Annotated in this window: 19 protein-coding genes; 10 read left to right on the forward strand and 9 right to left on the reverse strand. The window is 57.5% G+C overall.

Annotated features, from left to right (window positions below; all coding sequences use genetic code 11):
• Window position 1: 1 nt before the first annotated feature.
• Both QP965_RS03000 and QP965_RS03005 read right to left on the reverse strand, forming a co-directional pair.
• On the reverse strand, window positions 2-1,294 hold the full coding sequence (locus tag QP965_RS03000) for an Nramp family divalent metal transporter (RefSeq protein WP_284836438.1): 1,293 nt from the start codon (window positions 1,292-1,294) through the stop codon (window positions 2-4).
• A 93-nt stretch (window positions 1,295-1,387) separates the two neighbouring features.
• A complete protein-coding gene (locus QP965_RS03005; RefSeq protein ID WP_284844046.1) occupies window positions 1,388-4,510 on the reverse strand; it encodes a DEAD/DEAH box helicase in 3,123 nt (1,040 codons plus the stop codon).
• A 224-nt stretch (window positions 4,511-4,734) separates the two neighbouring features.
• On the opposite strand from QP965_RS03005, the gene QP965_RS03010 reads away from it, so the two are divergent.
• On the forward strand, window positions 4,735-5,079 hold the full coding sequence (locus QP965_RS03010) for a hypothetical protein (protein ID WP_284844045.1): 345 nt from the start codon (window positions 4,735-4,737) through the stop codon (window positions 5,077-5,079).
• On the opposite strand, the gene QP965_RS03015 is transcribed toward QP965_RS03010, so the two are convergent.
• Window positions 5,066-5,461, reverse strand: a complete 396-nt coding sequence (locus QP965_RS03015) for a (deoxy)nucleoside triphosphate pyrophosphohydrolase (protein WP_284836440.1) — start codon at window positions 5,459-5,461, stop codon at window positions 5,066-5,068. The two genes, QP965_RS03010 and QP965_RS03015, sit on opposite strands and share 14 nt — an antisense overlap.
• Before the next feature lie 133 nt (window positions 5,462-5,594).
• On the opposite strand from QP965_RS03015, the gene QP965_RS03020 reads away from it, so the two are divergent.
• Complete coding sequence (locus QP965_RS03020; RefSeq protein WP_284844044.1) at window positions 5,595-6,941, forward strand: YjiH family protein; 1,347 nt, start codon at window positions 5,595-5,597, stop codon at window positions 6,939-6,941.
• A 98-nt stretch (window positions 6,942-7,039) separates the two neighbouring features.
• Complete coding sequence (locus QP965_RS03025; protein WP_284844043.1) at window positions 7,040-7,477, forward strand: hypothetical protein; 438 nt, start codon at window positions 7,040-7,042, stop codon at window positions 7,475-7,477.
• Between the two features lie 37 nt (window positions 7,478-7,514).
• Here QP965_RS03025 and hutG read toward each other — a convergent pair whose 3' ends face one another.
• From hutG to QP965_RS03045, 4 genes are read right to left on the reverse strand one after another with little or no spacing between them, the layout of a single operon-like run.
• Window positions 7,515-8,447 (reverse strand): formimidoylglutamase, encoded by a 933-nt coding sequence (hutG, locus tag QP965_RS03030; protein WP_284844042.1) that lies wholly within the window; start codon window positions 8,445-8,447, stop codon window positions 7,515-7,517.
• A gap of 23 nt (window positions 8,448-8,470) precedes the next feature.
• The gene (locus QP965_RS03035) at window positions 8,471-9,811 is read right to left on the reverse strand and encodes a YjiH family protein (protein WP_284844041.1); all 1,341 of its coding nucleotides are present in this window, start codon (window positions 9,809-9,811) and stop codon (window positions 8,471-8,473) included.
• Between the two features lie 18 nt (window positions 9,812-9,829).
• Complete coding sequence (locus tag QP965_RS03040) at window positions 9,830-10,978, reverse strand: CaiB/BaiF CoA transferase family protein (protein WP_284844040.1); 1,149 nt, start codon at window positions 10,976-10,978, stop codon at window positions 9,830-9,832.
• Between the two features lie 25 nt (window positions 10,979-11,003).
• Window positions 11,004-12,170 (reverse strand): acyl-CoA dehydrogenase family protein, encoded by a 1,167-nt coding sequence (locus QP965_RS03045; protein ID WP_284791843.1) that lies wholly within the window; start codon window positions 12,168-12,170, stop codon window positions 11,004-11,006.
• A gap of 199 nt (window positions 12,171-12,369) precedes the next feature.
• Here QP965_RS03045 and QP965_RS03050 point away from each other — a divergent pair, with 199 nt between their 5' ends.
• The 3 genes from QP965_RS03050 (at window position 12,370) to QP965_RS03060 (ending at window position 15,444) form a co-directional block, all read left to right on the forward strand.
• Window positions 12,370-13,122 carry an IclR family transcriptional regulator gene (locus QP965_RS03050; RefSeq protein WP_239277919.1) on the forward strand — a complete coding sequence of 251 codons (753 nt, stop codon included), beginning with the start codon at window positions 12,370-12,372 and terminating at the stop codon, window positions 13,120-13,122.
• A gap of 104 nt (window positions 13,123-13,226) precedes the next feature.
• Window positions 13,227-14,780, forward strand: a complete 1,554-nt coding sequence (hutH, locus tag QP965_RS03055; protein ID WP_239277920.1) for a histidine ammonia-lyase — start codon at window positions 13,227-13,229, stop codon at window positions 14,778-14,780.
• A 1-nt stretch (window position 14,781) separates the two neighbouring features.
• Window positions 14,782-15,444: a flavin reductase family protein gene (locus QP965_RS03060; protein ID WP_239277922.1), complete on the forward strand. Its 663-nt coding sequence runs from the start codon at window positions 14,782-14,784 to the stop codon at window positions 15,442-15,444.
• Here QP965_RS03060 and QP965_RS03065 read toward each other — a convergent pair.
• Complete coding sequence (locus QP965_RS03065) at window positions 15,427-16,212, reverse strand: SGNH/GDSL hydrolase family protein (RefSeq protein WP_284836446.1); 786 nt, start codon at window positions 16,210-16,212, stop codon at window positions 15,427-15,429. The two genes, QP965_RS03060 and QP965_RS03065, sit on opposite strands and share 18 nt — an antisense overlap.
• 188 nt (window positions 16,213-16,400) lie before the next feature.
• Between QP965_RS03065 and hutU the strand changes: the two genes are divergently transcribed.
• Window positions 16,401-18,077 (forward strand): urocanate hydratase, encoded by a 1,677-nt coding sequence (hutU, locus tag QP965_RS03070; protein ID WP_284596961.1) that lies wholly within the window; start codon window positions 16,401-16,403, stop codon window positions 18,075-18,077.
• On the forward strand, window positions 18,078-19,247 hold the full coding sequence (hutI, locus tag QP965_RS03075) for an imidazolonepropionase (RefSeq protein WP_284844039.1): 1,170 nt from the start codon (window positions 18,078-18,080) through the stop codon (window positions 19,245-19,247).
• Here the strand turns inward: hutI and QP965_RS03080 are convergent.
• Window positions 19,244-19,858, reverse strand: coding sequence for a hypothetical protein (locus tag QP965_RS03080; RefSeq protein WP_284844038.1), 615 nt, complete (start codon window positions 19,856-19,858; stop codon window positions 19,244-19,246). The genes hutI and QP965_RS03080 overlap by 4 nt on opposite strands.
• A 373-nt stretch (window positions 19,859-20,231) precedes the next feature.
• On the opposite strand from QP965_RS03080, the gene QP965_RS03085 reads away from it, so the two are divergent.
• Together QP965_RS03085 and QP965_RS03090 are read left to right on the forward strand one after the other, a co-directional pair.
• The gene (locus tag QP965_RS03085; RefSeq protein ID WP_284844037.1) at window positions 20,232-22,091 is read left to right on the forward strand and encodes a DEAD/DEAH box helicase; all 1,860 of its coding nucleotides are present in this window, start codon (window positions 20,232-20,234) and stop codon (window positions 22,089-22,091) included.
• Between the two features lie 148 nt (window positions 22,092-22,239).
• Window positions 22,240-23,466 carry an HNH endonuclease signature motif containing protein gene (locus tag QP965_RS03090; protein WP_284844036.1) on the forward strand — a complete coding sequence of 409 codons (1,227 nt, stop codon included), beginning with the start codon at window positions 22,240-22,242 and terminating at the stop codon, window positions 23,464-23,466.
• Window positions 23,467-23,480 lie beyond the last annotated feature (14 nt).

Below are 23,480 nucleotides of genomic sequence, written 5' to 3' on the forward strand. Positions count from 1 at the left end.
GCTAGAGAATTTCAGCCAATTGGGAAACGCATAGATAAACGAAGGCAACGGAGATTACCGCCATCAACGTGTTGACGATCCAACCGTTTCTCCATTGCTTTGGGGTGTGTTTGGTATTCAGCAGCACCAAAAGCGTAAGGCCTAAGAACGGCATAAACAAAGCGCCCAGGACTCCGTAGGCGATGATAAGGCCGGTTGGCTTTCCAAGGAGCAAAAGCAGCATTGGTGGGAAGGTTAACCAGATGAGGTAAGCGCGGTAGTACTTTCCACCAGTACTGGTTCGGGGATCGCCTTGCGGGATCTTTTTGAGGTGACCTATGTAGTCGGCAAACATCAGGGATACACCGTTCCAAACACCAAGGCAGGAAGAGAACGCGGCGGAGAAGAACCCGACGATGAACAACTTAGACATGAACGTTCCGTAGCGGTCCTCGAGAACGTCTGCCATATCAACGAGCCCCTGATCATTATCGGAGACCGCGACGTTGGCGCTGTAGAGTAGTTCGGCACCCAGTGCGAGTGTGGCCAAGACAAAAATTCCGGTAACAGCGTAAGCCACCGCATTGTCCATGCGCATAACTTGCATCCATTTTGGCGTGTACCATTCCTTTTCTCTCAGCCAGTAGCCATAAGCGGCAAGCGTAATTGTGCCGCCGACTCCGCCAGCGATGGACAACACATAGACGAAGGAGCCATCTGGAATCTGTGGTACCAAACCACCGATGACTTCGGGAAGGTTCGGGGCCGTAATGGCTGCGATACCCACCACGGTGACAAACATGATTCCGACCAAGATGGCTGATAGCTTCTCAAAAAGCTGATACCGCCCAAGCCAAGTTAGAGTGAAGCAGGTTATTCCGGCAAAAATTGCCCACATTTCTAGGCTGGTACCTGGGAAAAGAGCGCTGAGGGCGAGGCCAGCGCCGGACATCGATGCGGCACCGTAGACAAGGCCCCAAATAACGATATAAGGGGCAAAATACCAGGAAGTCCACCGTCCCAACTCGCGCCAGCCATGGAACATGGTGTTTCCGGTAGCAAGGCTATACCGCCCGACACCTTCGACCAGCACAATTTTCATTATTGTTCCGATAATGACCGCCCACAGGAGAGCGTAGCCATAGCGTTGACCGGCAATCATGGTGGCAACTAGGTCGGCTGCGCCGACACCCGTCGCTGCCGCAACTAGCCCCGGACCGATCAGGGTCCATTTCACTCTTGTCTGGTCGGTTGATTCTGTGTCGTGCTTGCCCCCTGCAGGCCGGGCGGAACTCGATTCGCTGGTCTGGTTCATAGCACCCTCTCGATTCATTGTGTTTCTAATCACTATAGGGAGAGTGCTGCCTAGTATCAGGAAAACGAGAAATTCAATTCCCCGAGCGGAGATTTAAGCCACCGTTCTTCCCGCAGTATAGAGAGCCTTGGGCATCGACCTTTGGAGCTTCCACTCAAACTGAATCGGCTTTTCTCCATGGTGGGAAACATAATCCACTGCACCGAGGTAGGTATATGCGCTCGCTGTCCCTACTTCGTTTTTCTTGGTAAAGCGCGAGGCAATGAGGATTTTCCCATCACGTTCCTGATGGCCGATATATCGCCTAGCCGCCTTTGATTTCAAAGTCGTTGTTGATTGAGATTCCCAGTGCAAGAGATCGGGTGATATTGGATAGTCTCGGTAGTTCGTGGAGGCACTAACTTGTTCGTCCTTTTGGAACGTCACCAAGAAAAGATCAGTGTTGATATCGGGAAAATATTTCACACCTTCGCGTGGCAGGTTTACAAGCTGCTGAAGGCTTCCTGACTCTAAAGCGCCAATAAGCTCGGCCAACGAGTAATCCGCATGCGTTTCCAAAACTGAACTATCGCTATGCTGTGGAACGATACGCGAGGAGTCACTGCTCAGTTGCATAACCTGTTTCAACTCCCAAGCAACTTGTGGGTATTGGCGCAAAATCGTCAGGGCCGCGTCATAGGAACCAGGGTGCGGAGAATTTGAGTTTGCCCAGAATCCGAGTACGAGCATTCGGGTGAAGGCCTGGTCGGATGGCTCCATGTCGGCGTAGTGAAGACTTGGGGTGGAAAGGATGCGCAGATAGGCATCGATTCGGTGTGGATCGTTGACGTGAAGGAAGACTCGAATTCGGTTAAGTAGAAATGATTCGGTCTCATCGGCGTTTTGCTCTAGTAGGCCTTCTTCTCGAAGAAGCCGTGTCCACGAATATTTCGACGGGCGGTAGATATCCTCTAGTTGCAGGTTAGAATCCTCAAGGAACTCTTTGAGATTTGTGGTTCGAATTTCCGAGAGCAATGCCCGCACTTTGCGTAAGGAATTTCGTGAGACCTTCTTGACGTTTCGGAGAACCTGCTCGGTCGTCGATTGATCGAATTGAATATGCGAACCCGGTGGGACGGTGGGAAAGCCCTGTTCAATTTCTTCAACCAAGCGCTTGCCGCGTTTTCTGGTTAAGGCATGGAACTTTCTCTCAAAATCAAAATCGACATGCTGCTGGCCAATGAAATCGAGAATGACGCAGGAGTCCTTGCCTGGAGATAGACGAAGACCGCGACCCAGTTGTTGTAGAAAGACCACAGGGCTTTGTGTCGGGCGGAGCAAAAGAAGGGTGTTTACAGCAGGGATATCAACGCCCTCATTAAATATATCTACTGAGAACAGGACTTTGACGTCGCCAGTCTCCAGATCTTTAATGGCCTGAGCACGCTCGGTGGCGGTGAGATCGCTTGTGACCGCTCGCGCTGGGATGCCAAATTGCTGGAATTGGCGCGCCATATATTCTGCGTGAGCAATCGTGACGCAAAACCCGATAGCCTTCATATCTGAGAGATCGAAGATGCGTCGGTTTAGCTCGTTAACAATGAAGCGGGTGCGCTTTTCTCCCGCTTTGATGTAGAACTCGGAGAGCTCTTCGGTGTTGTAGTCCTTTTTTCCTCGGCTCCATGTCAATGAGGAAAGATCCGTTCCATCGGCAATCCCGTAGTAATGCATGGGGACTAGAAGCTGTAGACGCAATGCGTCCCACAAACGCAGTTCATGAGCTACGCGATAGTCAAAGTATTTCTGGACGTTTTCGCCATCACCACGTTCTGGTGTTGCTGTTAAACCCAAGAGCTCTTGTGGCTGAAAGTGGTCCAAAAGTGCTCTATAGGTGGGGGCCTGTGCGTGATGGAACTCGTCGATTACTACGACATCAAAATGCTCTGAATTTAGCTTTTGTAAACGAGAAGCACTGAGAGATTGCACGCTGGCGAAAACATAGTCCCATCGGCGGGGCTCAGCGCCGTCGACTAGTAGCTCACCAAAGTCCGCGTCTTTGAGCACTTCCTGGAATGTACGACGGGCTTGTTGAAGAATTTCCTTTCGGTGTGCAACGAAAAGCAACCGAGGACGTCGCTTCCATTGTTCGCATAGGTTTCGGTAGTCCAATGCGGCAACTACCGTTTTTCCTGTTCCTGTCGCAGCAACCAGTAGGTTCCGATGCCTATCTTTTACTTCTCGTTCTGACCGTAGAGCCTCGAGCATCTCTTCTTGGTAGGGATAAGGCGTCACCTCTAGTCCAGATAGCTCCAGTTGACGAAGTGCTCCGGAGGCCTCACCACCCTTGGCAACGCGGAGAGACCGCTCGAGTCTCTCCATGTCGCGATTTGGCTCGAAGGTCTTGAAATGGCTGTCGTGCCAGTAGCTATCGAATGTCTTGATGAACTTATCGATTACTTCCGGAGTCGCAGTGTTAGACCCGCGGACATTCCACTCCCAACCATCGACGAGAGCAGATCGTGAAAGGTTGGAACTGCCGATAAAGGCAGTATCGAATCCGGATTTTCGGCGGAATAGCCAAGCTTTGGCATGAAGGCGAGTCGATTTATGCTCATAGCAAATCTTTACATCGGCCTGATACTTCTCAACCAATCGCTTGAGTGCGGCTGCGTCGGACGCACCGCAGTAGGTAGAAGTGAGTAGACGGAAAGGGATCTCGTTATCGCGAAGGTACTCGAGTTGTCTATCAAGAACGCTGATGCCGGAGTTCTTGATGAACGCACAGAGCAGATCAACCGAATCAGCAGTTTTGATTTCTCTCTCGATTTCGCTGGTTAAACTAGATTCTCCCTGGGCATTGGTGAATAGTGCACTCTTGGTGAGCGAAACATCCGGGAGCAGGGGAGGTTCCGCCAATCCGGAGTTATATACGGCGAAGAGGAGTTCCTCGGAATCAATTTCCTCATCTTCGCCCAGTAGAAGCGCGATGTTATTGATTAGGGCAATCCGATCTTCGGGTGACTTCAAAGCGTATAGCCGTCGTTCTAGAAGTGAACCAATGTGGTGTGAAACCGCCGAGGTATAGCGGCCATGAGCTTCTTCGTCGGAGCTTCTTCCAATACCGAATCCTGCAGCAGGATGTTGGCTTAACGTTTCGTTCATGCGTTCACGGATTCGGGCCGTAATAGGGGTCTCGTAAACGCCGAAAGGTAGGGAAGAGTCGGGGTTAGTACTCATAATGACCAAATTTTAAAGGCTTCGGAATGCAAATTGGCTGATTCAAGGATTGGCGAATTAATTTTCTCCAGACGGTGTTGTCCTAAAGTGATCTTCATTGTTTGCATTCCTCAGAGACTTTGAACTCGATTAAGAAGTGCAATCCCTGCAGTCTAAATTTTTATCCCTTTTGATTGGAGAATGGATTGAGAAGTCCAAAGTGGCTACGAGATGAGATTCTTTTGGTGGCTGAAATCGGAATCCGTTTAGGATGGCCGGCTTCAGGACCTAAGGAGGAAATATCTCGGGTTTCCAATCTTCTGGCCAGGGGAGTCATGTATGGAGCCGAGTTCCAGCCAGGTCCTAAATTTAGGAATGTCAATGGCGTGAGCCGGAAATATTTTGATCTTTACTCGGCGCCACCCTCCTATGAAGGACAAACGACAAACGGAGGGAAGGCAACGCAGGAAATCGCAGCATTAGCGGAATCCGACCCGCAATTGGTAGTGCGTTTAGCAGAGGATATCCGCCGCATGCTGGCAGAAGGCAAATACGAAAGGAAGAATCTTTCTTTTCTTAGCTGTGACTAGAAGTAATAGCTTCTACTGCCGGGATATCAGCGGGGGCCCACGTCAGATGCGCGGCCTCTGCGGAGGTAACCCATCTTGTATCGTCATGGTCGGTCAGGCGTAGGTCGCCGTCGACAAGCGTGCAGTAGAAAGTGGTTAGCTCAATGGTCGCAAAATCGTACTCATAGGTTGTTGTCGTCACTTTCTGGCCGACCTCGGCGATGAGGTTGAGCTCCTCGCGAATTTCTCGCGCTAGAGCTTGCTCAGGAGTTTCGCCAGGCTCGATCTTTCCACCCGGAAATTCCCAATGGCCTTCTAGGGGCTTGCCTGGTTTCTTGCGGCAGGCGAGGAACCGCTCGCCGTCGTGGAAGACGGCGCCAACGACGCGAATGGGGTTAGACATGACTCCATTGTGCCTTGGATCTCGGAAACATCTAGACAGTGAGCTGTTACTTAGATAACATATCCCCAATGTTCGCGTAAGGCTGTCACGCGGGCTTGATTTTTGTATGCAAGCTTGAGGGGACGGTTTTACTGTGACTTCTACCGAATCTGTCTACACCTCGCACCAGAGCCACGACGGGGAAATCCCGCAGCCTGGGGGACGGTGGAAACTCTTTTTATATAGCGCCATCGGCGCGTTCGTATTCTTCCTGCCGGTGACGTACCAGGATAAGCGTTCCATTCCTTTGGACCACATGGTCACCATGGTGCGCGAGGGGATTCCGGCGCTGGTGCCGTGGATTATCTTTGCCCTTGCTGTCTATGGCACGGTGCGCAGCTTTACCACTGGGGCGTTTAAGGAAAGCGTATTGCAGGCGGTCTTTGCGGTGCTCAACATTGTGGGCGCGGTGGTCTCCTTCCTTATGGTCATCGATGCGCTGCCGTGGGTCCTGGGCGATGAAGACCTGGTGCCGTTCCTCTGGAACTCCATTGCGATTCCGGTGGGCCTCATCGTGCCGATTGGCGGTGCTTTCTTGGCATTTTTGATTGGCTTTGGCCTGCTGGAATTTGTCGGTGTGCTCATGCAGCCAATCATGCAGCCGGTGTGGAAGACACCGGGGCGCTCCGCGATTGATGCGGTGGCCTCGTTCGTGGGCTCGTATTCGCTGGGTATTTTGGTCACGGACCGCGTTTATCAAAAAGGTGGCTATACCGGTAGGGAAGCAGCGATTATTGCCACCGGGTTTTCGACGGTCTCTGCGGCCTTTATGGTGATCGTCGCCAAGCAGCTAGACCTGATGAACATTTGGGGCACCTACTTTGCGGTCACGCTGATAGTGACCTTCTTGGTGACGGCCATTACGGTGCGTATTCCGCCGCTGCGCACCATTCCTGATGAGTATTGCGAGGGCGTAAAACCGGATCCGGAGAAGTCGATAGAGGGCTCGCGAGTGAAAAATGCGTGGCGCGAGGCGATGTTGGCGCTACAGCGCGCGCCATCCCTGCCCGCAGCAATTTGGGAGAACTTGCGTGATGGTGTCCGCATGGCGGCGGCCATCGTACCTTCCATCATGTCGGTGGGCCTTATTGGCCTACTGCTTGCGCGCTTTACGCCCATCTTCGAGTGGATTGGCTACCTGTTTTATCCATTCGCGTGGGTAGTGCAGCTGCCGGAGCCGGTCCAGGCCGGCAAGGGCGCGGCCATGGGTATTGCGGAGATGTTCCTGCCCGCCACCGCAGTGGCAGATAGCGACAGCATGGTGCTCAAGTTCGTCATCGGCGTAGTAGCAGTCTCCGCCATCATTTTCTTCTCCGCGCTGGTGCCGTGCATCCTGGCAACCAAGATCCCGGTGAAGCTGACCCACCTGGTCATCATCTGGTTCGAGCGCGTGGCGCTGACCATTCTTATCGCCACGCCGATTGCCCACCTGCTGTTTTGATAAGTTGAACCCAAGACGGGTAAGAGGATCGATATCGCTGGAGGGAAATGATGCTTATAGCCACTATCGCAGCTGAGGTAGCTTTTTGGCTGTGCTTAGTGGCTGGCTGCCTCTTGCGCTATGTGTTTAATCTGCGCAAACTCGGCTTGATACTTATGGCCGCGACCCCAATTATCGACCTGCTGCTCTTAGTATTTTTCTATGTGAGCCTGAGCCAAGGTGGTACGGCGCAGTTTATGCACGGTTTCGCGGCCTTTTATATTGCCTTTTCAGTTGTCTTTGGCAAAGACATTATTCAATTCGTAGACCAGAAAGTTTCTGGCGCCAGCCACCACAACGGCCCTAAGGACGACCGACGTAGTCTCAAACAGTGCGTCGTCGCTAGTATTGGCGCAGCGCTTTTGCTGCTCATAGGCATTGTAGTGACTGGCTTAGCGGGTAGCTTCTGGCTTGTCTACTGGCTCATCGCCGTCGCCTTTACTCCCGCTATGTGGTGGGGAGTCCAACGTTGGATGAGTAAGAAAGCTACCCGTTAAACTGCACGGCCCAGGTAAAACCAAACGCCGTTGGGGTTTAGCTAGTGAGGTGGGCCGTTACGATGTCGTCGATAAGCCGCGCCGCTGCCTTGGCGGTGCGGTTATCTATGTCAAAGGTGGGGTTGAGTTCGACGACGTCCACCAGGGCCAGCTTGCCCGTTTGCGCAATAGCCACGGCCATGGCGCGGATGCGCTCATAACTGACGCCCAGCGACGCCGGTGCGGATACGCCCGGCGCGGTGGATGCTGGCAGGACGTCGAGGTCGATGGACAGGTGGACCTTGTCCTTGCCCTCGGTAGCACGGGCGGCAAGCTCGCCGCACTCGGCTGGGGAGAGGTTGACCAGCTCTTCGTCTAGGGTGATGGCCACGCCGAGGGACTCGGCTTCGTCGAAAAGCACCGCGGTGTTATTGGGGAGGGAGATGCCCAGCACGGTGTAGTCGAAGTCATCGGTGAGCTCTGAAATCTGCTTGAACGGGGTGCCGGAGGTGGCTTGATCGGCGCGGCGCAGATCGAAGTGGGCGTCTAGGTTGATGATCTTGGTGGCGCCCACCGCACGGTAAAGGCCGCGGTGTGAGCCGAAAGCTGTTTCGTGACCGCCGCCCAGAATGATGGGGAGGGTGCCGGCTTCGACGAGTTCCTGCACCTTATCGGAGAGCGCATCGTGGGCGCCGTCGAGGTCGTCGGCTTGGGTGGTGATCGTGCCGGCGTCGGCAAGCGCATGCGCATGGTGCACCGCCAAGGAACCCAGCGCGGAACGCAGCGCGGCCGGGCCTGCGGCTGCACCTTGGCGGCCGCCATTGCGCAACACACCCTCATCGGAGGCAAAGCCCAGGAGGGTTACCGGGGCGGGGGAGTCGGTGGACTGATTGATAACGCTATGCCAACGGGCATGTTCTGGGCCAGGGCCATCGGAGCGGCCGGACCATTCGGGGGCGGGGGTGAAAAGTTCAGCTTTTTCGGTGTTCATGGTTATCGATGTTAGGCGGGGAATTACATCAGCGCAGCGATGCCGTAGGCAAACGGTGCGGCGATGACGGTGGACAATATGACGCGCTCGAACCAGATTATGATGATGTTCTTAATGCTCAGTGGAATGTCCGTGGCCAGCACGGAAGGCACCATAGAGGAGAAGAAGAATACCTGGGAGACTGACACCATGGCGATAATAAGCCTTAGGACATCGGACTCCGCGCCGGCAACCAAGGTGGCTGGCAGGAAGAGCTCAGATAGGCCAATGGCAAGTGCTTCGGAGCCAAGGCCCGGATCCGGTACTCCCAAAATCCACAGCACTGGGTAGAACAGGTAGCCAAAATAAGTAAAGAACGGGGTGTAGAAGGCGACTACCAAGCCAAGGAAACCTACGGACATGATGCCTGGTAGAACCTGCATGGTCATGAGCAAGCCATCGCGAAAGTTGTGCCAAAGTACCTTCCAGAGCGGTGGCGAATCACGGAGAACTGTCTTAGCTTCTTCCCAGGCAGCGTGCGCACGGCTGTCATCGACCTCGGATTCCGGGTTGGGTTCCGCGCCGGGGTAGTAGTCTTCTGGGATGGTAGCGATGGGTGGAATGCGCACCATGATTATTGTCACCAGGAAGGTGACGATGAGGGTGGCTCCGAAATACATACCCCACACACTCATGAGGTCAAGGGCGCGGGCAATGACCACCATGAATGTGGCGGAGGCGGTAGAAAAGCCGGCTGCGATAATGGCAGCTTCCTTGCCGGTATATCCACCGGCTTTATAGACGCGGTTAGTTACGAGTAGCCCCAGCGAGTAGCTGCCCACGAAGGAGGCCACTGCATCGATAGCAGAGCGGCCCGGTGTCTTATAGAGAGGACGCATGATGGGCTGGACCCATACGCCCATGTACTCCATGAGGCCGAAACCGACGAGCAGCGCGAGGAAAATAGCACCCACTGGGATTAAAAGGCCAACGGGAATGACCAGCTTATTGAGGAGGAAGCGGCCAAGGTCTTCTCTAAAAATAAAATCCGGACCAAAGTCGAACACCAGCATGACCGTGATGACAACTGCCAAGATATTCAGAAATGAAAAGACCGCGCGGGCTGCAGAAGTCTTCCACCCTCCGGTGATAAAGGGCGTGACGGCGCCGGCGATGATAAGCAGCAGTACTACATACTTCGAGCCAGTGCCCAGGGAATCAGAAATCCAGCCCACTAAGTGATCCAGCAAGATGGTGTTTTCTTCCCCAATAGGGAAGGGAACGAAGAATGCAAAAATGCCGAGCCCGCTATAGACAAAGAACCGCCAGGTGTTTTTCACCGGAGGGGTGGCGATTTCAGCACGGGGATTCTTGGTGTCAGTCATGGTGTCTCCATTTCAGAATCATCCGCGGGCCGGCTCAGCAAGCCACTCGGGGATAAGGGAGTTATGCTCGCCTAGCTGCGGAGCTGGCTCTGGTGAGCGGGAGCCGGTCAAGCGCAGAGGAGAGCTTAAGGTGGTGAACCCATCGGATTCGGTGAAAAGCACGTCGCGCTCGGTGCCAACTTCTCCGTGCAAGGCCTCATCGACGGAATGCACCGGCGCAGTGGGGACTCCGTGCTCCTGGAACAGCGCGAGCGCTTGCTCGACGGTCTTGCCCCGCAGGGCGTCCTCGATGATGGAACGGACCTCTTCGCGGCGCTCCTTGCGAGCGGCGTTGGAGTGATATCGCGGGTCATCGACCATGTACTCCAAGCCCAAGGCACGCGTGAGGCAGCCGAAGAGCTTCTCATTCAAGATGGCAATGACCACCTCGCCATCGTCTACACGGTAAGTACTGAAGGGAACCGTCATGGCATGGTCGCTGCCGACGGCCGTAGGTACCTCGTCCTCGTAGAGGTCGCGCATGGCCACCGACTCTAGAATGGAGACAAGGGAGTCAAACATAGCGACGTCCACGTGCTGCCCGCAGCCGGTTCGGTGGCGCTCTTGCAAGGCGCCGAGTGTGCCAATGGCGCCGTAGAGTCCGGGGATTAGATCTCCCAGACTGATTCCTACGCGGGTTGGGCGCCCTCCCGGCCAGCCGGTAATGGACATGATGCCGCTCATAGCTTGCGCGACGAGATCGTAGGCTGGTGCCTTGCTCATCGATCCGGTTTGACCAAAACCGCTAATACTGGTGACGATGAGCTGCGGGTTGAGCTCCATGAGGGATTCGGGAGAAATGCCCAGCTTTTCCATTACTCCCGGGCGGAAGTTTTCTACGAGGACGTCTGCGCGTTTGACTAGCTCGCGTAGAGTAGCCAGATCCGAATCCTCTTTCAGGTTTAGGGTGATGCCCTTTTTGGATCGGTTGAACAGCCGGTAATAGGCGGAATCACCATTGAAGTCTGGGCCAAAGTTGCGTGAATCATCGCCCCAAGGCGTTTCGATCTTGATGACCTCGGCCCCTAGGTCAGCCAGAATCATTGAGCAAAAGGGACCTGCCAGTACGCGTGACATATCCAGTACGCGCAGGCCTTCGAGGGAGTGTGGGTGTCCGGTGGTGACCATAGGGAACTCCTTTCGGGAAGGTGGTTTAGACAAAAGCGGAAAGGCCTGTAATGGATCGAGCCGCGACCAGTTGGTTGATATCGAAAGTGCCCTCGTAGGAGTAGATGGCCTCAGCATCACAGAAGTGCTTGGCGGCGGTGTAGTCAGAAATGATGCCGTTTCCGCCAAGCAGCTCTCGGCCAAGAGCAGCCGATTCGCGCATCAGCTTGGATACGTGTGCCTTTGCTAGAGCAGAGTGTTCACCACGGGTCTCTCCGCGAGCCTCCAACCGCGATAGGGCTGCCATCATGGACTCGGAGGCGATGAGATTGCCCAGGATGGTGGATAGCTTGGACTGGTTTATTTGGAAGCTGGCCAGTGGTTTTCCAAATTGGTTGCGATTAGCGGTGTATTCCAAGGCGGTATCGAGCACACCCATTTGTAGTCCCACTGCTTGCCAGCCCACCGTGGAGCGGGCGGACTTTAATACCTTGTTGGTGTCTTTGAAGGTATTGGCATGAGCCAGTTTGTAATCGTCTGGAACAAAGACGTCGTTTAGCGTGATATCAGCATTTTGGACGGCGCGAAGCGCGATGCGGTTTTCCATGAGGGTGGCCTTGTAGCCTTCCCAGGAGGTATCCACCAGGAATCCTTTGACATGGTTGTCCTCTGGGTCGCGAGCCCAGATGATGACGTAGTCAGACCATGTAGCGTTGCCGATCCAACGCTTGGCGCCGTTGAGGATCCATCCGCCATCGACCTTCCTGGCGGTGGTGGACATGTCTTGGGCGACATCGGAGCCAGCATCTGGCTCGGTGATTGCGAAGACGCCGGTCTTTTTCACCGCATAGATATCTGGGAGCCAACGCTTTTTCTGTTCTTCGGAGGCTAGTAGCTCGATTGAACCGGTAAACAGCCCATCCTGGCCGCTAAAGAAGGTGCCAACCGAGGCATCAGCGCGATGGATTTCTGCCGTGACGAGCCCAGCTAATAGGTGGGAGCGGCCTTGGTGGCGTACGAGGCTGATGATGTCGAGGTCTTGAATCGAGGGGAGTAATTCATGGGGGAATTCCGAACGGTTCCAGTAGTCGGTGGCGATAGGGCGAACCTTCTCGTGGGTCCATTCGCGCACCTTGTGGAGTATCTCTAGCTCCTCGGCGGGAAGGTCCTTTTCAAATCCATAGAAGTCTCCGTCCGGGTAGCGGCCAGTCATAGGGTCCTCCAATCTCATAGGTAATCTGACACACAATTGGTTTCAGAATGTAATCTGTGACACTCTGTGGGGGATAGGTTACGGAGTGCGGCAAGACGGAGCACTAGCTGAACCGTGTGGAAAGTCTTGTATGTGAGACTGTTAAAAAGTAAGTTATTTCTGTGTAGTAACAGTTATTGGTAGCGGAGGATGGGTGACAGTGGCTAAATCTCAGGTCCCAGCGGCAAGAAACGTGCTCGCTATTTTGCGGTTGCTTTCTACTATTGACGTCCCCATTTCTGCCAGTCGTATCCGTTCTGAGCTGGATCTACCGCGCTCGTCTACCTATCACCTGCTTAATGAAATGGTGGAGTCTGGCTTTGTAGTCCACATCGAGGAAAACCAAACTTACGGTCTTGGGCTTGCTGCATACGCCATGGCTTCGGCATATTCCACGCAACAGCCACTCGTACGACTAGCCACTAATCAACTGCGCGATATAGCAACGGTGGTGGCCGGCTCGGGCCACGTTGCGCGCATGTCTGGATCAGAGATTGTCTATTTGCAAGAGGTGCGAGCACCGGGGGCCGTTTCCTTGGTGACGGATAAGGGGGTGCGCTTGCCTGCGTATAAGACTGCTTCCGGAAAGATTATGATGGCCTACCAGTCAGACAGTGAGGTGCGTGCCGCCTTTTCCGATAAGGGGGCATCTGCCTATTTCTCTCCCTATAAGAAGCAGGTGGATGTCTTTCGTGCTCGTGGGTGGGCAGAGGAAAGGGAAGAAATTTCTAAAGGGCAAGCAACGGTCGCGGTAGCCGTTATGGATCACCTCAGACGCCCTTCCGCGTCACTGGCCGTGACCTTTTCCATAAACGAGGAAAACCTAGCGAAAGAGGGGGTGGTGGTGGACCGCCTAACGATATTGGCTAAGGATCTTTCTCGCCGTATCTATGGCAAAAAGTCCGCCGGTTAGGTTTCCCATCCTCACATGGCAAAAATATGATGTAGCATACATCTATCGCGTTGGGCTGTCGCGCGACACATTTTTAGCTATTGATCCAGAACAAGGAGATTGTCATGCCTAACGCCTACCCATCCACCGTGACCGTCAACGTTGGTGCGCTGAGCATCGAAGACGTCGTTGCTGTTGCCCGCTATGGGGCGAAGGTGGAGATTGCGCCCGAGGCTCTCGAAGAGGTAGCCGCGACCCGTGAGCGCGTGGAAGAACTAGCGCAGGATCCCACCCCGGTCTATGGCATTTCCACCGGCTTTGGTGCACTTGCCCGCCGCCACATTCCAGAGGAAATGCGCGCCCAGCTGCAGCTTTCCCTGGTCCGCTCGCATGCTGCGGGAACTGGCCCGGAGGTGGAAGAAGAAGTTATCCGTGCACTGATGCTGCTGCGCCTGTCCACCCTGTGTACCGGTCGCACCGGCGTGCGCCCTGTGGTGGTAGAAACCTATGCCAAGGCGCTGAACGCTGGCATCGTTCCGGTGGTGCGCGAGTACGGCTCGCTCGGCTGCTCTGGCGACTTGGCGCCGCTGGCTCACTGCGCGCTGGCCCTGCTGGGCGAGGGCGAGGTGCGTGTCAACGGCGAGCTCAAGGATGCGGGCGACGCCCTGGCCGCGGCCGGCATTGAACCGCTGCAGCTGCGCGAGAAGGAAGGCCTCGCGCTTATTAACGGCACCGATGGCATGCTCGGCCAGCTCTGCCTGGCCATTACGGATCTACGCGCGGCAGCCAAGACCGCCGATATTGCCACCGCCATGACCGTGGAAGGACTGCTCGGCACCCTCGTGGTCTTTGCCGATGACCTGCAGCAGTTGCGCCCGCACCCAGGCCAGGCCGATGCCGCAGCGAATATCCTCCAGGTGGCTGAAGGCTCGGAGATCCTGGAGGCCGCGCTTGAGGAGTTCAAGAAGAACCAGGTGCAGGATGCTTACTCCGTGCGCTGCGCCCCGCAGGTTGCCGGCGGGTTCCGCGATACCCTGGCCCACACCGTCCAGGTGGCGGAGCGCGAGCTCGCCGCCGCGGTGGATAACCCGGTGGTGACCAAGGACGGCCGCGTGGTCTCTAATGGCAATTTCCACGGTGCACCGGTGGCCTATGCGCTCGATTTCCTCGCTATCGTCACCGCGGACTTGGCGTCCATTTCCGAGCGCCGCACCGACCGCTTCTTGGACCCAGCGCGCAACCGCGGGTTGAATGCTTTCCTTGCTGATGACCCCGGTGTGGACTCCGGCCACATGATCGCGCAGTACGCCCAGGCTGGCATCGTCAGTGAGATGAAGCACCTGGCTAACCCCTCCTCGGCTGATTCCATTCCGTCTTCGGCCATGCAGGAAGACCACGTGTCCATGGGCTGGTCCGCTGCCCGCAAGCTGCGCAAGGCTGTCGATGGCCTGCAGCGGGTGCTCGCCGTAGAGATCCTCACTGCCGCCCGCGCCATCGACATGCGCGAGGGCACCCCGGCCAAGGGCACCGGCGCGGTGATTGAGAAGTTGCGCGAGACTGTCGAAGGCCCCGGCGTAGACCGATACCTGTCCCCGGAAATCGAGGAGACTGTACGCCTAGTCAAGGAGGGCGCTCTTATCGACGCCGTCGAGGACGCTACTGGAAAGCTGCGTGGTTAATATGTCGACCATTTCTTGGCATCCACAGACCGAACCTAACCCCTTGCCATTTTCGCCCTTTAAGGCGAGCACGGTTCCAAGGCCCATTGGTTGGCTCTCTAGCGTCGACGGCCAAGGGCGCGAAAATATCGCCCCCTACAGCCAGTGGCAAAACCTCACCTTCGATCCACCTATGGTGATGTTCTCGGCTAACCAGTACCCGGATGGCCGCCGCAAGGACACGGTCCTCAATGCCGAGGAAACCGGCTGGTTCGTATGGAATATGGCTACCTATGACCTGCGTGAAGAGGTCAATAAATCCGCCCAAGTACTGGATTACGGCGAAAGCGAATGGGATCGCCTTTCCGTGACCAAGGAATACGCGGACAACCACCGCATTCCCATGGTGAAGGAATCGCCAGTGAAGTTCGAGTGTCAGTACAAGACCTCCTTGCGGGTGCCCGGCAATTCCAAGGTGGGCACCATCGACCTTGTGGTGGCGGATGTCAAGACCATTCACATCGATGAATCCGTCATCGATGAGGACGGCAAGCTCGATATCCTCAAGATTAAGCCCATTGCGCGCATGGGTTACTTTGACTACACCGTGGTCACAGAGCGGTTCGAGATGCGCGTTCCCGGTTCCGATGACGCCGCGCGCGCCGGGCTAGAGGGCAGCGCGTAGCTCCTTGGCCATGGCCTGCTGGCCCGCGTGGGTGGGGTGCATGGGGAAGGAATTGGTGTCCTTGCCCGTAAAATCCACCCACGGCGAGGGGGAGCAGGCGGTGTGGTCTAGGGCGGCGTCGGCAAGCACGTAAGTAGCCCCATTGCGCTCGGCGGCCTCGCGCACCGCCTGGTTGATGCGCTCGATGGAGCCTGCCAACCATTCCCGGTCACTGGCCGGGATTTTTTCTATGTAGGGGCAGGTCTCCCCGCGCTTTATCAGCGGAAGGTAGCCGGTGGCGAGGATCTTCGCATTAGGGGAGCGGCGGCGAATCTCCTCGTAAACCTTGTCCAGCCGGCGGGGCAGATCGCGGATTTCCAGGTCAATCTGCGCGCCGGATTGCGCCTGGCAGATATCGTCCGTGGCGCACTGGGTAAGGCGCACGAAGCTGGCGTCATTGCCGCCGATGGATAGGCTCACCAGGTCGGTGTCCTCGCGTAGGGCGTCCACCTGGGCGGGGTGCTCGCCGGCCGAGGAAAGCACGTCGAGGGTGCTAGCGCCCTGGCAGGCGACATTGGTGAGCTCTGCGCCCATCTCCTTGGCCGCGAGCTCGGGGTAGGAATCCTGTGCGCGCACGCAGGTATTGGGCGGATCTAGTGGCAGCGTGGTCGAGCCCATGGCCGCATAGGAATCTCCCAGCGCTACATAGTGGGGTGGCTGCGGTTCCTCGGCGGGGGTGGAACAAGCGGCGAGGAGGGCCACGGAAAGGAGGGGGATGAACCGACGCATGCAGGCCATCGTAGATCATTCCGCGGGTGTCTCATATACGAGACAGTTCGGGTTTGTGTGGCATGGTACATAGGGCTAGGTCACAGTACCTTGTGGCATGTGACGCTGAACAAGTCCTCGGGGACAGCCCCGGGACACCGGCCTAGGGGGCTTGGGAAGGCGTCAGAAAAGCACGACGAAAGGAAGCCATGTCTCAACCACGCGAAGTACGCGCGCCGCGCGGAACCGAACTGTCCGCCAAGTCCTGGCAGACCGAAGCGCCCCTGCGCATGCTCATGAATAACCTCGACCCGGAGGTTGCCGAGCGCCCCGAGGACCTCGTGGTCTATGGCGGCACCGGCCGCGCAGCACGCAGCTGGGAAGCCTTCGACGCCATCGTTGAATCCCTCAAGGACCTCGAGTCCGATGAGACCCTGCTGGTGCAGTCCGGCAAGCCGGTGGGCATTTGGAAGACCAACGAGTGGGCACCGCGCGTGCTCATCGCTAACTCCAACCTCGTGGGAGACTGGGCTAACTGGGAGCACTTCCGCAAGCTCGAGGATGAAGGCCTCATGATGTACGGCCAGATGACGGCCGGCTCGTGGATCTACATCGCCACCCAGGGCATCCTGCAGGGCACTTTCGAGACCTTTGCGGCCGTGGCGAAGAAGCGTTTCGGTGGCAGCCTGGCTGGCACCTTTACCCTGACCGGTGGCTGCGGCGGCATGGGCGGCGCACAGCCGCTGTCCGTCACCCTCAACGGCGGCGCCTGCCTTATCGTGGACGTGGACGAGACCCGCCTGAAGCGTCGTCAGCACAAGCGCTACCTAGATGAGGTTGTCACCGACCTCGACGAGGCCCTGAAGCTGGTCCTGGATGCCAAGGAAAACAAGAAGGCCCTGTCCGTCGGCCTCGTGGGCAACGCCGCTGAAGTCTTTCCGGAGATCCTGCGCCGCCAGCGCGCCGGGGAATTTACCGTAGATATCGTCACGGACCAGACCTCCGCACATGACCCGCTGTCCTACCTGCCTTCTGAAATCACCATGGAAGACTGGCACAACGAGGCCAAGGCGGATCCGACCACCTTTACCAAGAAGGCTCGCGAGTCCATGGCCGCCCAGGTCCAGGCCATGGTCGAGTTCCAGGATGAGGGTGCCGAGGTCTTCGACTACGGCAACTCGATCCGCGATGAGGCCCGCAAGGCCGGCTACCAGCGCGCCTTCGAGTTCCCGGGCTTCGTTCCGGCCTATATTCGCCCGCTCTTCTGCGAGGGCCTGGGCCCCTTCCGCTGGGCCGCGCTTTCCGGCGACCCGGAGGACATCAAGGTCACCGACCAGGCGCTCAAGGAGCTCTTCCCGGACAACGAGCACCTGCACAACTGGCTCGACGCCGCCGAAGAATACGTCGAATTCGAGGGCCTGCCGGCTCGCATTTGCTGGCTGGGCTACAACGAACGCCACAAGGCCGGCCTGCTCTTTAATGACCTAGTGCGCGAGGGCAAGATCAAGGCGCCGATCGTCATCGGCCGTGATCACCTGGATTCTGGCTCCGTGGCCTCCCCGTACCGCGAAACCGAGGCCATGCTCGATGGCACCGATGCCGTGGCTGACTGGCCGCTGCTCAATGCGATGACCGCCGTATCTTCCGGCGCTACCTGGGTTTCCCTCCACCACGGCGGAGGCGTGGGCATGGGCCGCTCCATCCACGCCGGCCAGGTCACCGTTGCAGACGGCACCGAGCTCGCCGCGGCCAAGCTGCGCGCGGTGCTCACCAATGACCCGGGCATGGGCGTTATCCGCCACGTCGATTCCGGCTACACTCGCGCAAAGGAGGTCGCCGACGAGCGCGGCGTCCGCATTCCGATGGAATTCAAGGCAAGGGACTAGATGAGCACACTTTTTACCGGCATTTCAGAACTCCGTACGGTCAGCGAGCGTGGCACGCTTAACGACGCCGCCATTATCGCCCAATCCGGCACCATCGCCTGGGTCGGCCCAGCCTCCGAGGCGCCGGCGGCCGACGAAAAGGTGGACTTGGGCGGCCGCGCCGTCCTGCCCGGCTGGGTAGATTCGCACACCCACATGGTCTTTGACGGTGACCGCTCCGCCGAATTCGAGGCCCGCATCTCCGGCGGTTCCTATGAAGCAGGCGGCATCGCCGTGACCATGGACGCTACCCGTCAGGCCGGCACCGACCGCCTAGACAAGCTGGTGGCGGACCGCGTGGCCGCCGGCCGCCGCGGAGGCACCACCACCTTTGAGACCAAGACCGGCTACGGCCTCAATACCGAGTCCGAGGTGGAGGCCGCCAAGGTAGCCTCCCGCCACGTCGATGACGTGACCTTCTTGGGCGCGCACCTGGTCCCGCCGGGAGCGGACGCAGAGGAGTACCTCGACGAGGTCGTTGGCCCCATGCTCGAGGGCGTTGCTCCCTACGTGCAGTGGATCGACGTCTTCTGCGAGCGCGGCGCCTTCAACGAGGAACAATCCCGCCGCGTGCTGGAGGCCGGTAAGAAGTTGGGCCTCGGCCTGCGCGTGCACGGCAACCAGCTGGGCGAGGGGCCAGGCGTTGCCCTAGCCGTGGAGCTCGGCGCAGCGTCCGTGGATCACGTCAATCACCTAACCGACGAGGACGTGGAGCTGCTGGCCAATTCCGATACCGTGGCCACCATGCTGCCGGCATGCGACCTGTCCACCCGCGAACCGCTCGCCCCGGGCCGCACGCTTCTCGACGCCGGCGCTACCCTCGCCATCGCCTCCAACCTCAACCCCGGCACGTCCTATACCTCCTCGATGAATTACTGCGTGACCACCGCGGTCCTGCAGCAACACCTCTCCGTCGATGAGGCCATCCACGCCGCCACCACCGGCGGAGCGACCGCCCTGCGCCGCCACAACGTGGGCAACGGCCTCGACCCGCAGGGCCGCCCCGCTAAGGGCACGATCGTGGAGGGCGCCGCCGCGGACCTGCACGTGCTCGACGCACCCAGCGCCGTGCACCTGGCCTACCGCCCAGGCATGCCACTGAGCTATCGCGCCTTTATCGCCGGAGCCTAGCGCTCCTCTAGAAAGGTCGCCGCTATCTGATATAGTCGGCGGCCTTTTTCTTTTGTCATATGCAGCCACGCGTCTTTTTTGCCGATAAAGACCGCCCGCGATCCATCCGGATCTTCTACCATAAAGAGGGTTTCTTCGTCTTGTGCACCATGAACAGTCCATGACTCTGGGTCGTAGAGGCGACGGAAGCGCCCTAGCTCTATCTCTACGTCCGTGCGGGTGATAGCCGGTGGCCGGTAGGGGAGGTTATCGGGGCCGTAGTCCTTTCGCGGTCCTTTTCTTTCTCCGCGCTCAAAGTCGCTATAGAGCTCGCTCACCTGGGCGCGCACCAGCCCATTGTTGTCCTCCGTGGATTCTATGCGCAGGCATAAAGGGTGCCGAGGCCGTGAAGTAAAGCAGGAGTATAGGCGGCCTACCTTAGGCTTATCGACAGCACTAAAAGTCACAAACTTGGCACGAGATGCGAAATCAAACTCCACCGGAAAGTAAGTAGTTTTCTCGTTGTCCACCACGCTGCCAAGGCTAAGAAGCTTAGGACGTGCGGCGTATTCAGTGCGGTGAAAGCGCACTGGATCTAGCTCCACCACATAAAACTCAAAATTGTCCTCCACCTTAGTTATGCGAAAAACGGGGTTTAGGTGAAAGCGGCGGTCTGTAATGTGTACAAACTCGCCATGCTGTGGCCGACGGCTGCGCCTAGTGGGGTAGATCAGGCCCGTAGACAGCGAGGACAGATAAAGATCTACCGGAGGGTCCAGTTCCGTGCTGAACCCTGGATACGAACTTAGCTTGGCACGGATACGTGCTTGGTCGTAAAGGAACCGTGGGCGTGGATGAGACATGAACTGCACCTTAGAAGAAGGACGCGACGCCACGCTTCGGTGTTTTCGAACTGCTTCGAACATTGCAGGAAATCTGGGCTAGGAAAGCCGAGGAGCTGCGCAATGGAGTTTGTGGCTGCAATCGCGTAGGGTTGGTGAAGCAATGAGCATTACCGATAACGCCACCGGCGGCGTCAACGAGCCGGAAGATTTTAATAAGTCGGAATCTCAGGACAACTCGCAAGGTGTCACCAAGGACACCAGGGCTGCGAATACTTCTGAGGACACCGGCGCTGAGTCCGAAGATTCAGCCAACGACAACTCCCAGGGGTTCGCGCATCTTGGCCTGCCAGAGAAAATTCTGGAGGCCGTTGCGAAAGTAGGCTTCACCAAGCCTTCCCCCATTCAGGAAGAAACCATCCCGATCTTGATGGAAGGCCGCGACGTAGTTGGCCTTGCCCAGACCGGTACCGGCAAAACCGCAGCCTTCGCGCTGCCGGTTCTGTCGCAGATTGACACCAAGGCCCGTCATCCGCAGGCACTCGTGCTCGCCCCAACCCGCGAGCTGGCCCTGCAGGTGGCGGACTCCTTCCAGTCCTTCGCCGAGTCTCTCAAGGGTGTCGAGGTGCTGCCTATCTACGGCGGCCAAGCCTATGGCATTCAGCTATCCGGTCTGCGCCGCGGTGCGCAGGTCATCGTGGGCACCCCGGGTCGCGTCATCGACCACCTGGAGAAGGGCTCGCTGGACCTGTCCCAGTTGCAGTTCCTCGTCCTCGATGAGGCCGATGAGATGCTGAACATGGGCTTCCAAGAAGACGTCGAGCGCATCCTGGAAGACACCCCGGACCGCAAGCAGGTGGCGCTTTTCTCGGCCACCATGCCGAACGCTATCCGGCGCCTTTCTAAGCAGTACCTCGACAACCCCGCCGAGGTCACGGTGAAGTCCGAGCGCCGCACCAATGACAACATCACGCAGCGCTTCCTCCTTATCCCGCACCGCGCAAAGATGGATGCCTTCACCCGCATCCTTGAGGTCATCAATTACGACGCCATCATCGTCTTCTGCCGCACCAAGCACGAGACCGAAGAGGTAGCCCAGACCCTGCGTGACCGCGGTTTCAGCGCCGCCGCCATCAACGGCGATATTGCACAGGCGCAGCGTGAGCGTACCGTCGATCAGCTCAAGGATGGCCGCCTAGACATCCTCGTGGCTACCGACGTCGCCGCCCGTGGCCTCGACGTCGAGCGCATCACGCACGTGGTCAACTTCGATATCCCGAACGATACCGAGTCCTACGTGCACCGCATCGGCCGCACCGGCCGCGCGGGCCGCTCCGGCGAAGCCATCCTGTTCGTCACCCCGCGCGAGCGCCGCATGTTGCGCTCCATCGAGCGCGTGACCAACGCCCGCCTGGAAGAGATGGACCTGCCGTCCGTCGATGAGGTCAATGAAAAGCGCAAGGAAAAGTTTGCGCAGTCCATTACCAACTCCATGGACAATAAGCAGGCGGATTTCTTCCGCACCTTGGTGCGCAAATACTCCGAGGACAATAACGCGGCCATGGATGACATTGCCGCAGCCCTCGCCGTCATGCTGCAGGGCGGCAAGAACTTCCTGATGGAAGACAAGCCGCTTCCCAAGCCGAAGCGCGACCGCGAACGCCGCGACGATCGCAAGCGTGATTTCAAGGGCGGCGGCAAGGGCCGCGGCCCCAAGCGGCCGGACGGAGACTTTGAGACGTACCGACTGGACGTCGGCAAGCGGCAAAATGTGCGCCCGGGAGCTATCGTGGGTGCCATCGCCAATGAAGGCGGATTGTCGGCCAAGGACTTCGGCCGCATCACCATCGCGGTGGGCCATACCCTGGTTGACCTGCCAAAGAACCTTGACCCGGCAGTGCTGGACCGCCTGAAGGATACCCGTATTTCCGGCCAGCTGATCAAGATTCAAAAGGACACCGGCCGCCCGCCACGCCGTGACCACGGCGGCGGACGCAAGCGCGGTGGACGCTGGCGAGACTAGCATTTTCGACTGAATGGGCCTTTTCGGAGGCCCATTTTTTCGTGCCTTTTGACCTGCGGTTTTACTATAAACGGGGGTAGTGTGTCGGAGGGGTTTTGTATACTGAAAGCGCAAACATGTTCTAGAGAAACTTCTGCGGGGGAAGTCCATGAATGCGCCCTACTTTGCCAATACCAATCCAGCAAATTCCACCTCACAAGCAGCAACAGACATCCGCAAGGCCGAATACCTCCTCTGGAAGCGCCTGCATCCAGACCCGGATGATGATATCGAAATAATTAGCCAATCACTGTCAGATCTCACCGGAACGCGGCAGTCCCGAATTAGAAATATCATTTTCGCCTTTGAGCGATTACAGGAGCTGCCGCGCCTTAAAGCCCGGCAGGAAGAGCACTACCACTTAGATTTAGACCGCTTAATTACCATCGACCAGACGCTGTCCAAGTTGGGCGAGATTGGCACCGAACAATGCCTGCTTATCGACGCCGAATTAACCACCTACCTCACCCCCAAACGTCCCAACCAAAAATTACCGTCCCATCGCAACCTGCGGCGAAAGCTGCGGGAGCTCATTGTCCGCCTTGATCCCACCATCGCCGCACGCGACCCGCGGCGCAAGGAGTCCTATCACCTCGAGCCTACGGGCGGGGAGTGGGCCGCAGTGTGCCTCGATGTGGGCTTAGAGACTGCCGAAATCATCGACCGAAATATTCGCGGTGTGGCCACGGAGAAGGACATTTCCTTGGCTCAGGCTGCGGTCGAGTTGCTCACCGGCGAGGCCGAAGCCAAGGCGAAGGTGGTGCTCAATATGTACCGCTGCGATCTGCCGGATGCTCCGGCCTTCGTCCAAAGCTTGGGGTGGGTTTCACCGGAGGTTGCCGATGACATGCAATCGCGGGCCACGACCGTCCGCGACATGGATGCAGCAGCGGAGGATGAAAGCGGAAACTATGTAACTCCGCCGCATATTCGCGCCTTTGTGGAAGGGCTCGATGGAACCTGCCGGTGGCCCGGATGTACGCGGCCGGCGATGGCTTCCCAGATGGACCATCGGCATGATTTCGCTGACGGAGGACCTACTTCGGCGGCGAACTTGACCTGCCTGTGTCAACATCACCACAACATTAAGACTGATGGGCGGGCGTTTTATATCAAAGACCCGATTAGCGGGGACGTCGTCTGGCTCTTTGAAGACTCGACTTGGGTCTATGACGAAGCCAGCGGACCGCTCGCGCCGAAGAATCGGAGATGGGCGCAGACTGTGGCACAGGCGACGCAGCGGCGTCGGCAAAATGCGCACGAGGAAGCACAAAAGTTGAAGGAGGAGCTCAAAAACGAGAAAGGGGACAGTGAAGATACTGTCCCAGAGGAGTAAATGGCTCTCTAAAA

Origin of the sequence: Corynebacterium sp. MSK074, assembly GCF_030229735.1 — a bacterium.
GTDB lineage: Bacteria > Actinomycetota > Actinomycetes > Mycobacteriales > Mycobacteriaceae > Corynebacterium.

Excerpts from the sequence above, each read along its gene's own strand:
- QP965_RS03000 (WP_284836438.1), bottom strand. The coding sequence starts at position 1,294 with ATGAACCAGACCAGCGAATCGAGTTCCGCCCGGCCTGCAGGGGGCAAG.
- QP965_RS03005 (WP_284844046.1), bottom strand. The coding sequence starts at position 4,510 with ATGAGTACTAACCCCGACTCTTCCCTACCTTTCGGCGTTTACGAGACC.
- QP965_RS03015 (WP_284836440.1), bottom strand. The coding sequence starts at position 5,461 with ATGTCTAACCCCATTCGCGTCGTTGGCGCCGTCTTCCACGACGGCGAG.
- hutG (WP_284844042.1), bottom strand. The coding sequence starts at position 8,447 with ATGAACACCGAAAAAGCTGAACTTTTCACCCCCGCCCCCGAATGGTCC.
- QP965_RS03035 (WP_284844041.1), bottom strand. The coding sequence starts at position 9,811 with ATGACTGACACCAAGAATCCCCGTGCTGAAATCGCCACCCCTCCGGTG.
- QP965_RS03040 (WP_284844040.1), bottom strand. The coding sequence starts at position 10,978 with ATGGTCACCACCGGACACCCACACTCCCTCGAAGGCCTGCGCGTACTG.
- QP965_RS03045 (WP_284791843.1), bottom strand. The coding sequence starts at position 12,170 with ATGACTGGCCGCTACCCGGACGGAGACTTCTATGGATTTGAAAAGGAC.
- hutH (WP_239277920.1), top strand. The coding sequence starts at position 13,227 with ATGCCTAACGCCTACCCATCCACCGTGACCGTCAACGTTGGTGCGCTG.
- QP965_RS03060 (WP_239277922.1), top strand. The coding sequence starts at position 14,782 with ATGTCGACCATTTCTTGGCATCCACAGACCGAACCTAACCCCTTGCCA.
- QP965_RS03065 (WP_284836446.1), bottom strand. The coding sequence starts at position 16,212 with ATGCGTCGGTTCATCCCCCTCCTTTCCGTGGCCCTCCTCGCCGCTTGT.
- hutU (WP_284596961.1), top strand. The coding sequence starts at position 16,401 with ATGTCTCAACCACGCGAAGTACGCGCGCCGCGCGGAACCGAACTGTCC.
- hutI (WP_284844039.1), top strand. The coding sequence starts at position 18,078 with ATGAGCACACTTTTTACCGGCATTTCAGAACTCCGTACGGTCAGCGAG.
- QP965_RS03085 (WP_284844037.1), top strand. The coding sequence starts at position 20,232 with ATGAGCATTACCGATAACGCCACCGGCGGCGTCAACGAGCCGGAAGAT.
- QP965_RS03090 (WP_284844036.1), top strand. The coding sequence starts at position 22,240 with ATGAATGCGCCCTACTTTGCCAATACCAATCCAGCAAATTCCACCTCA.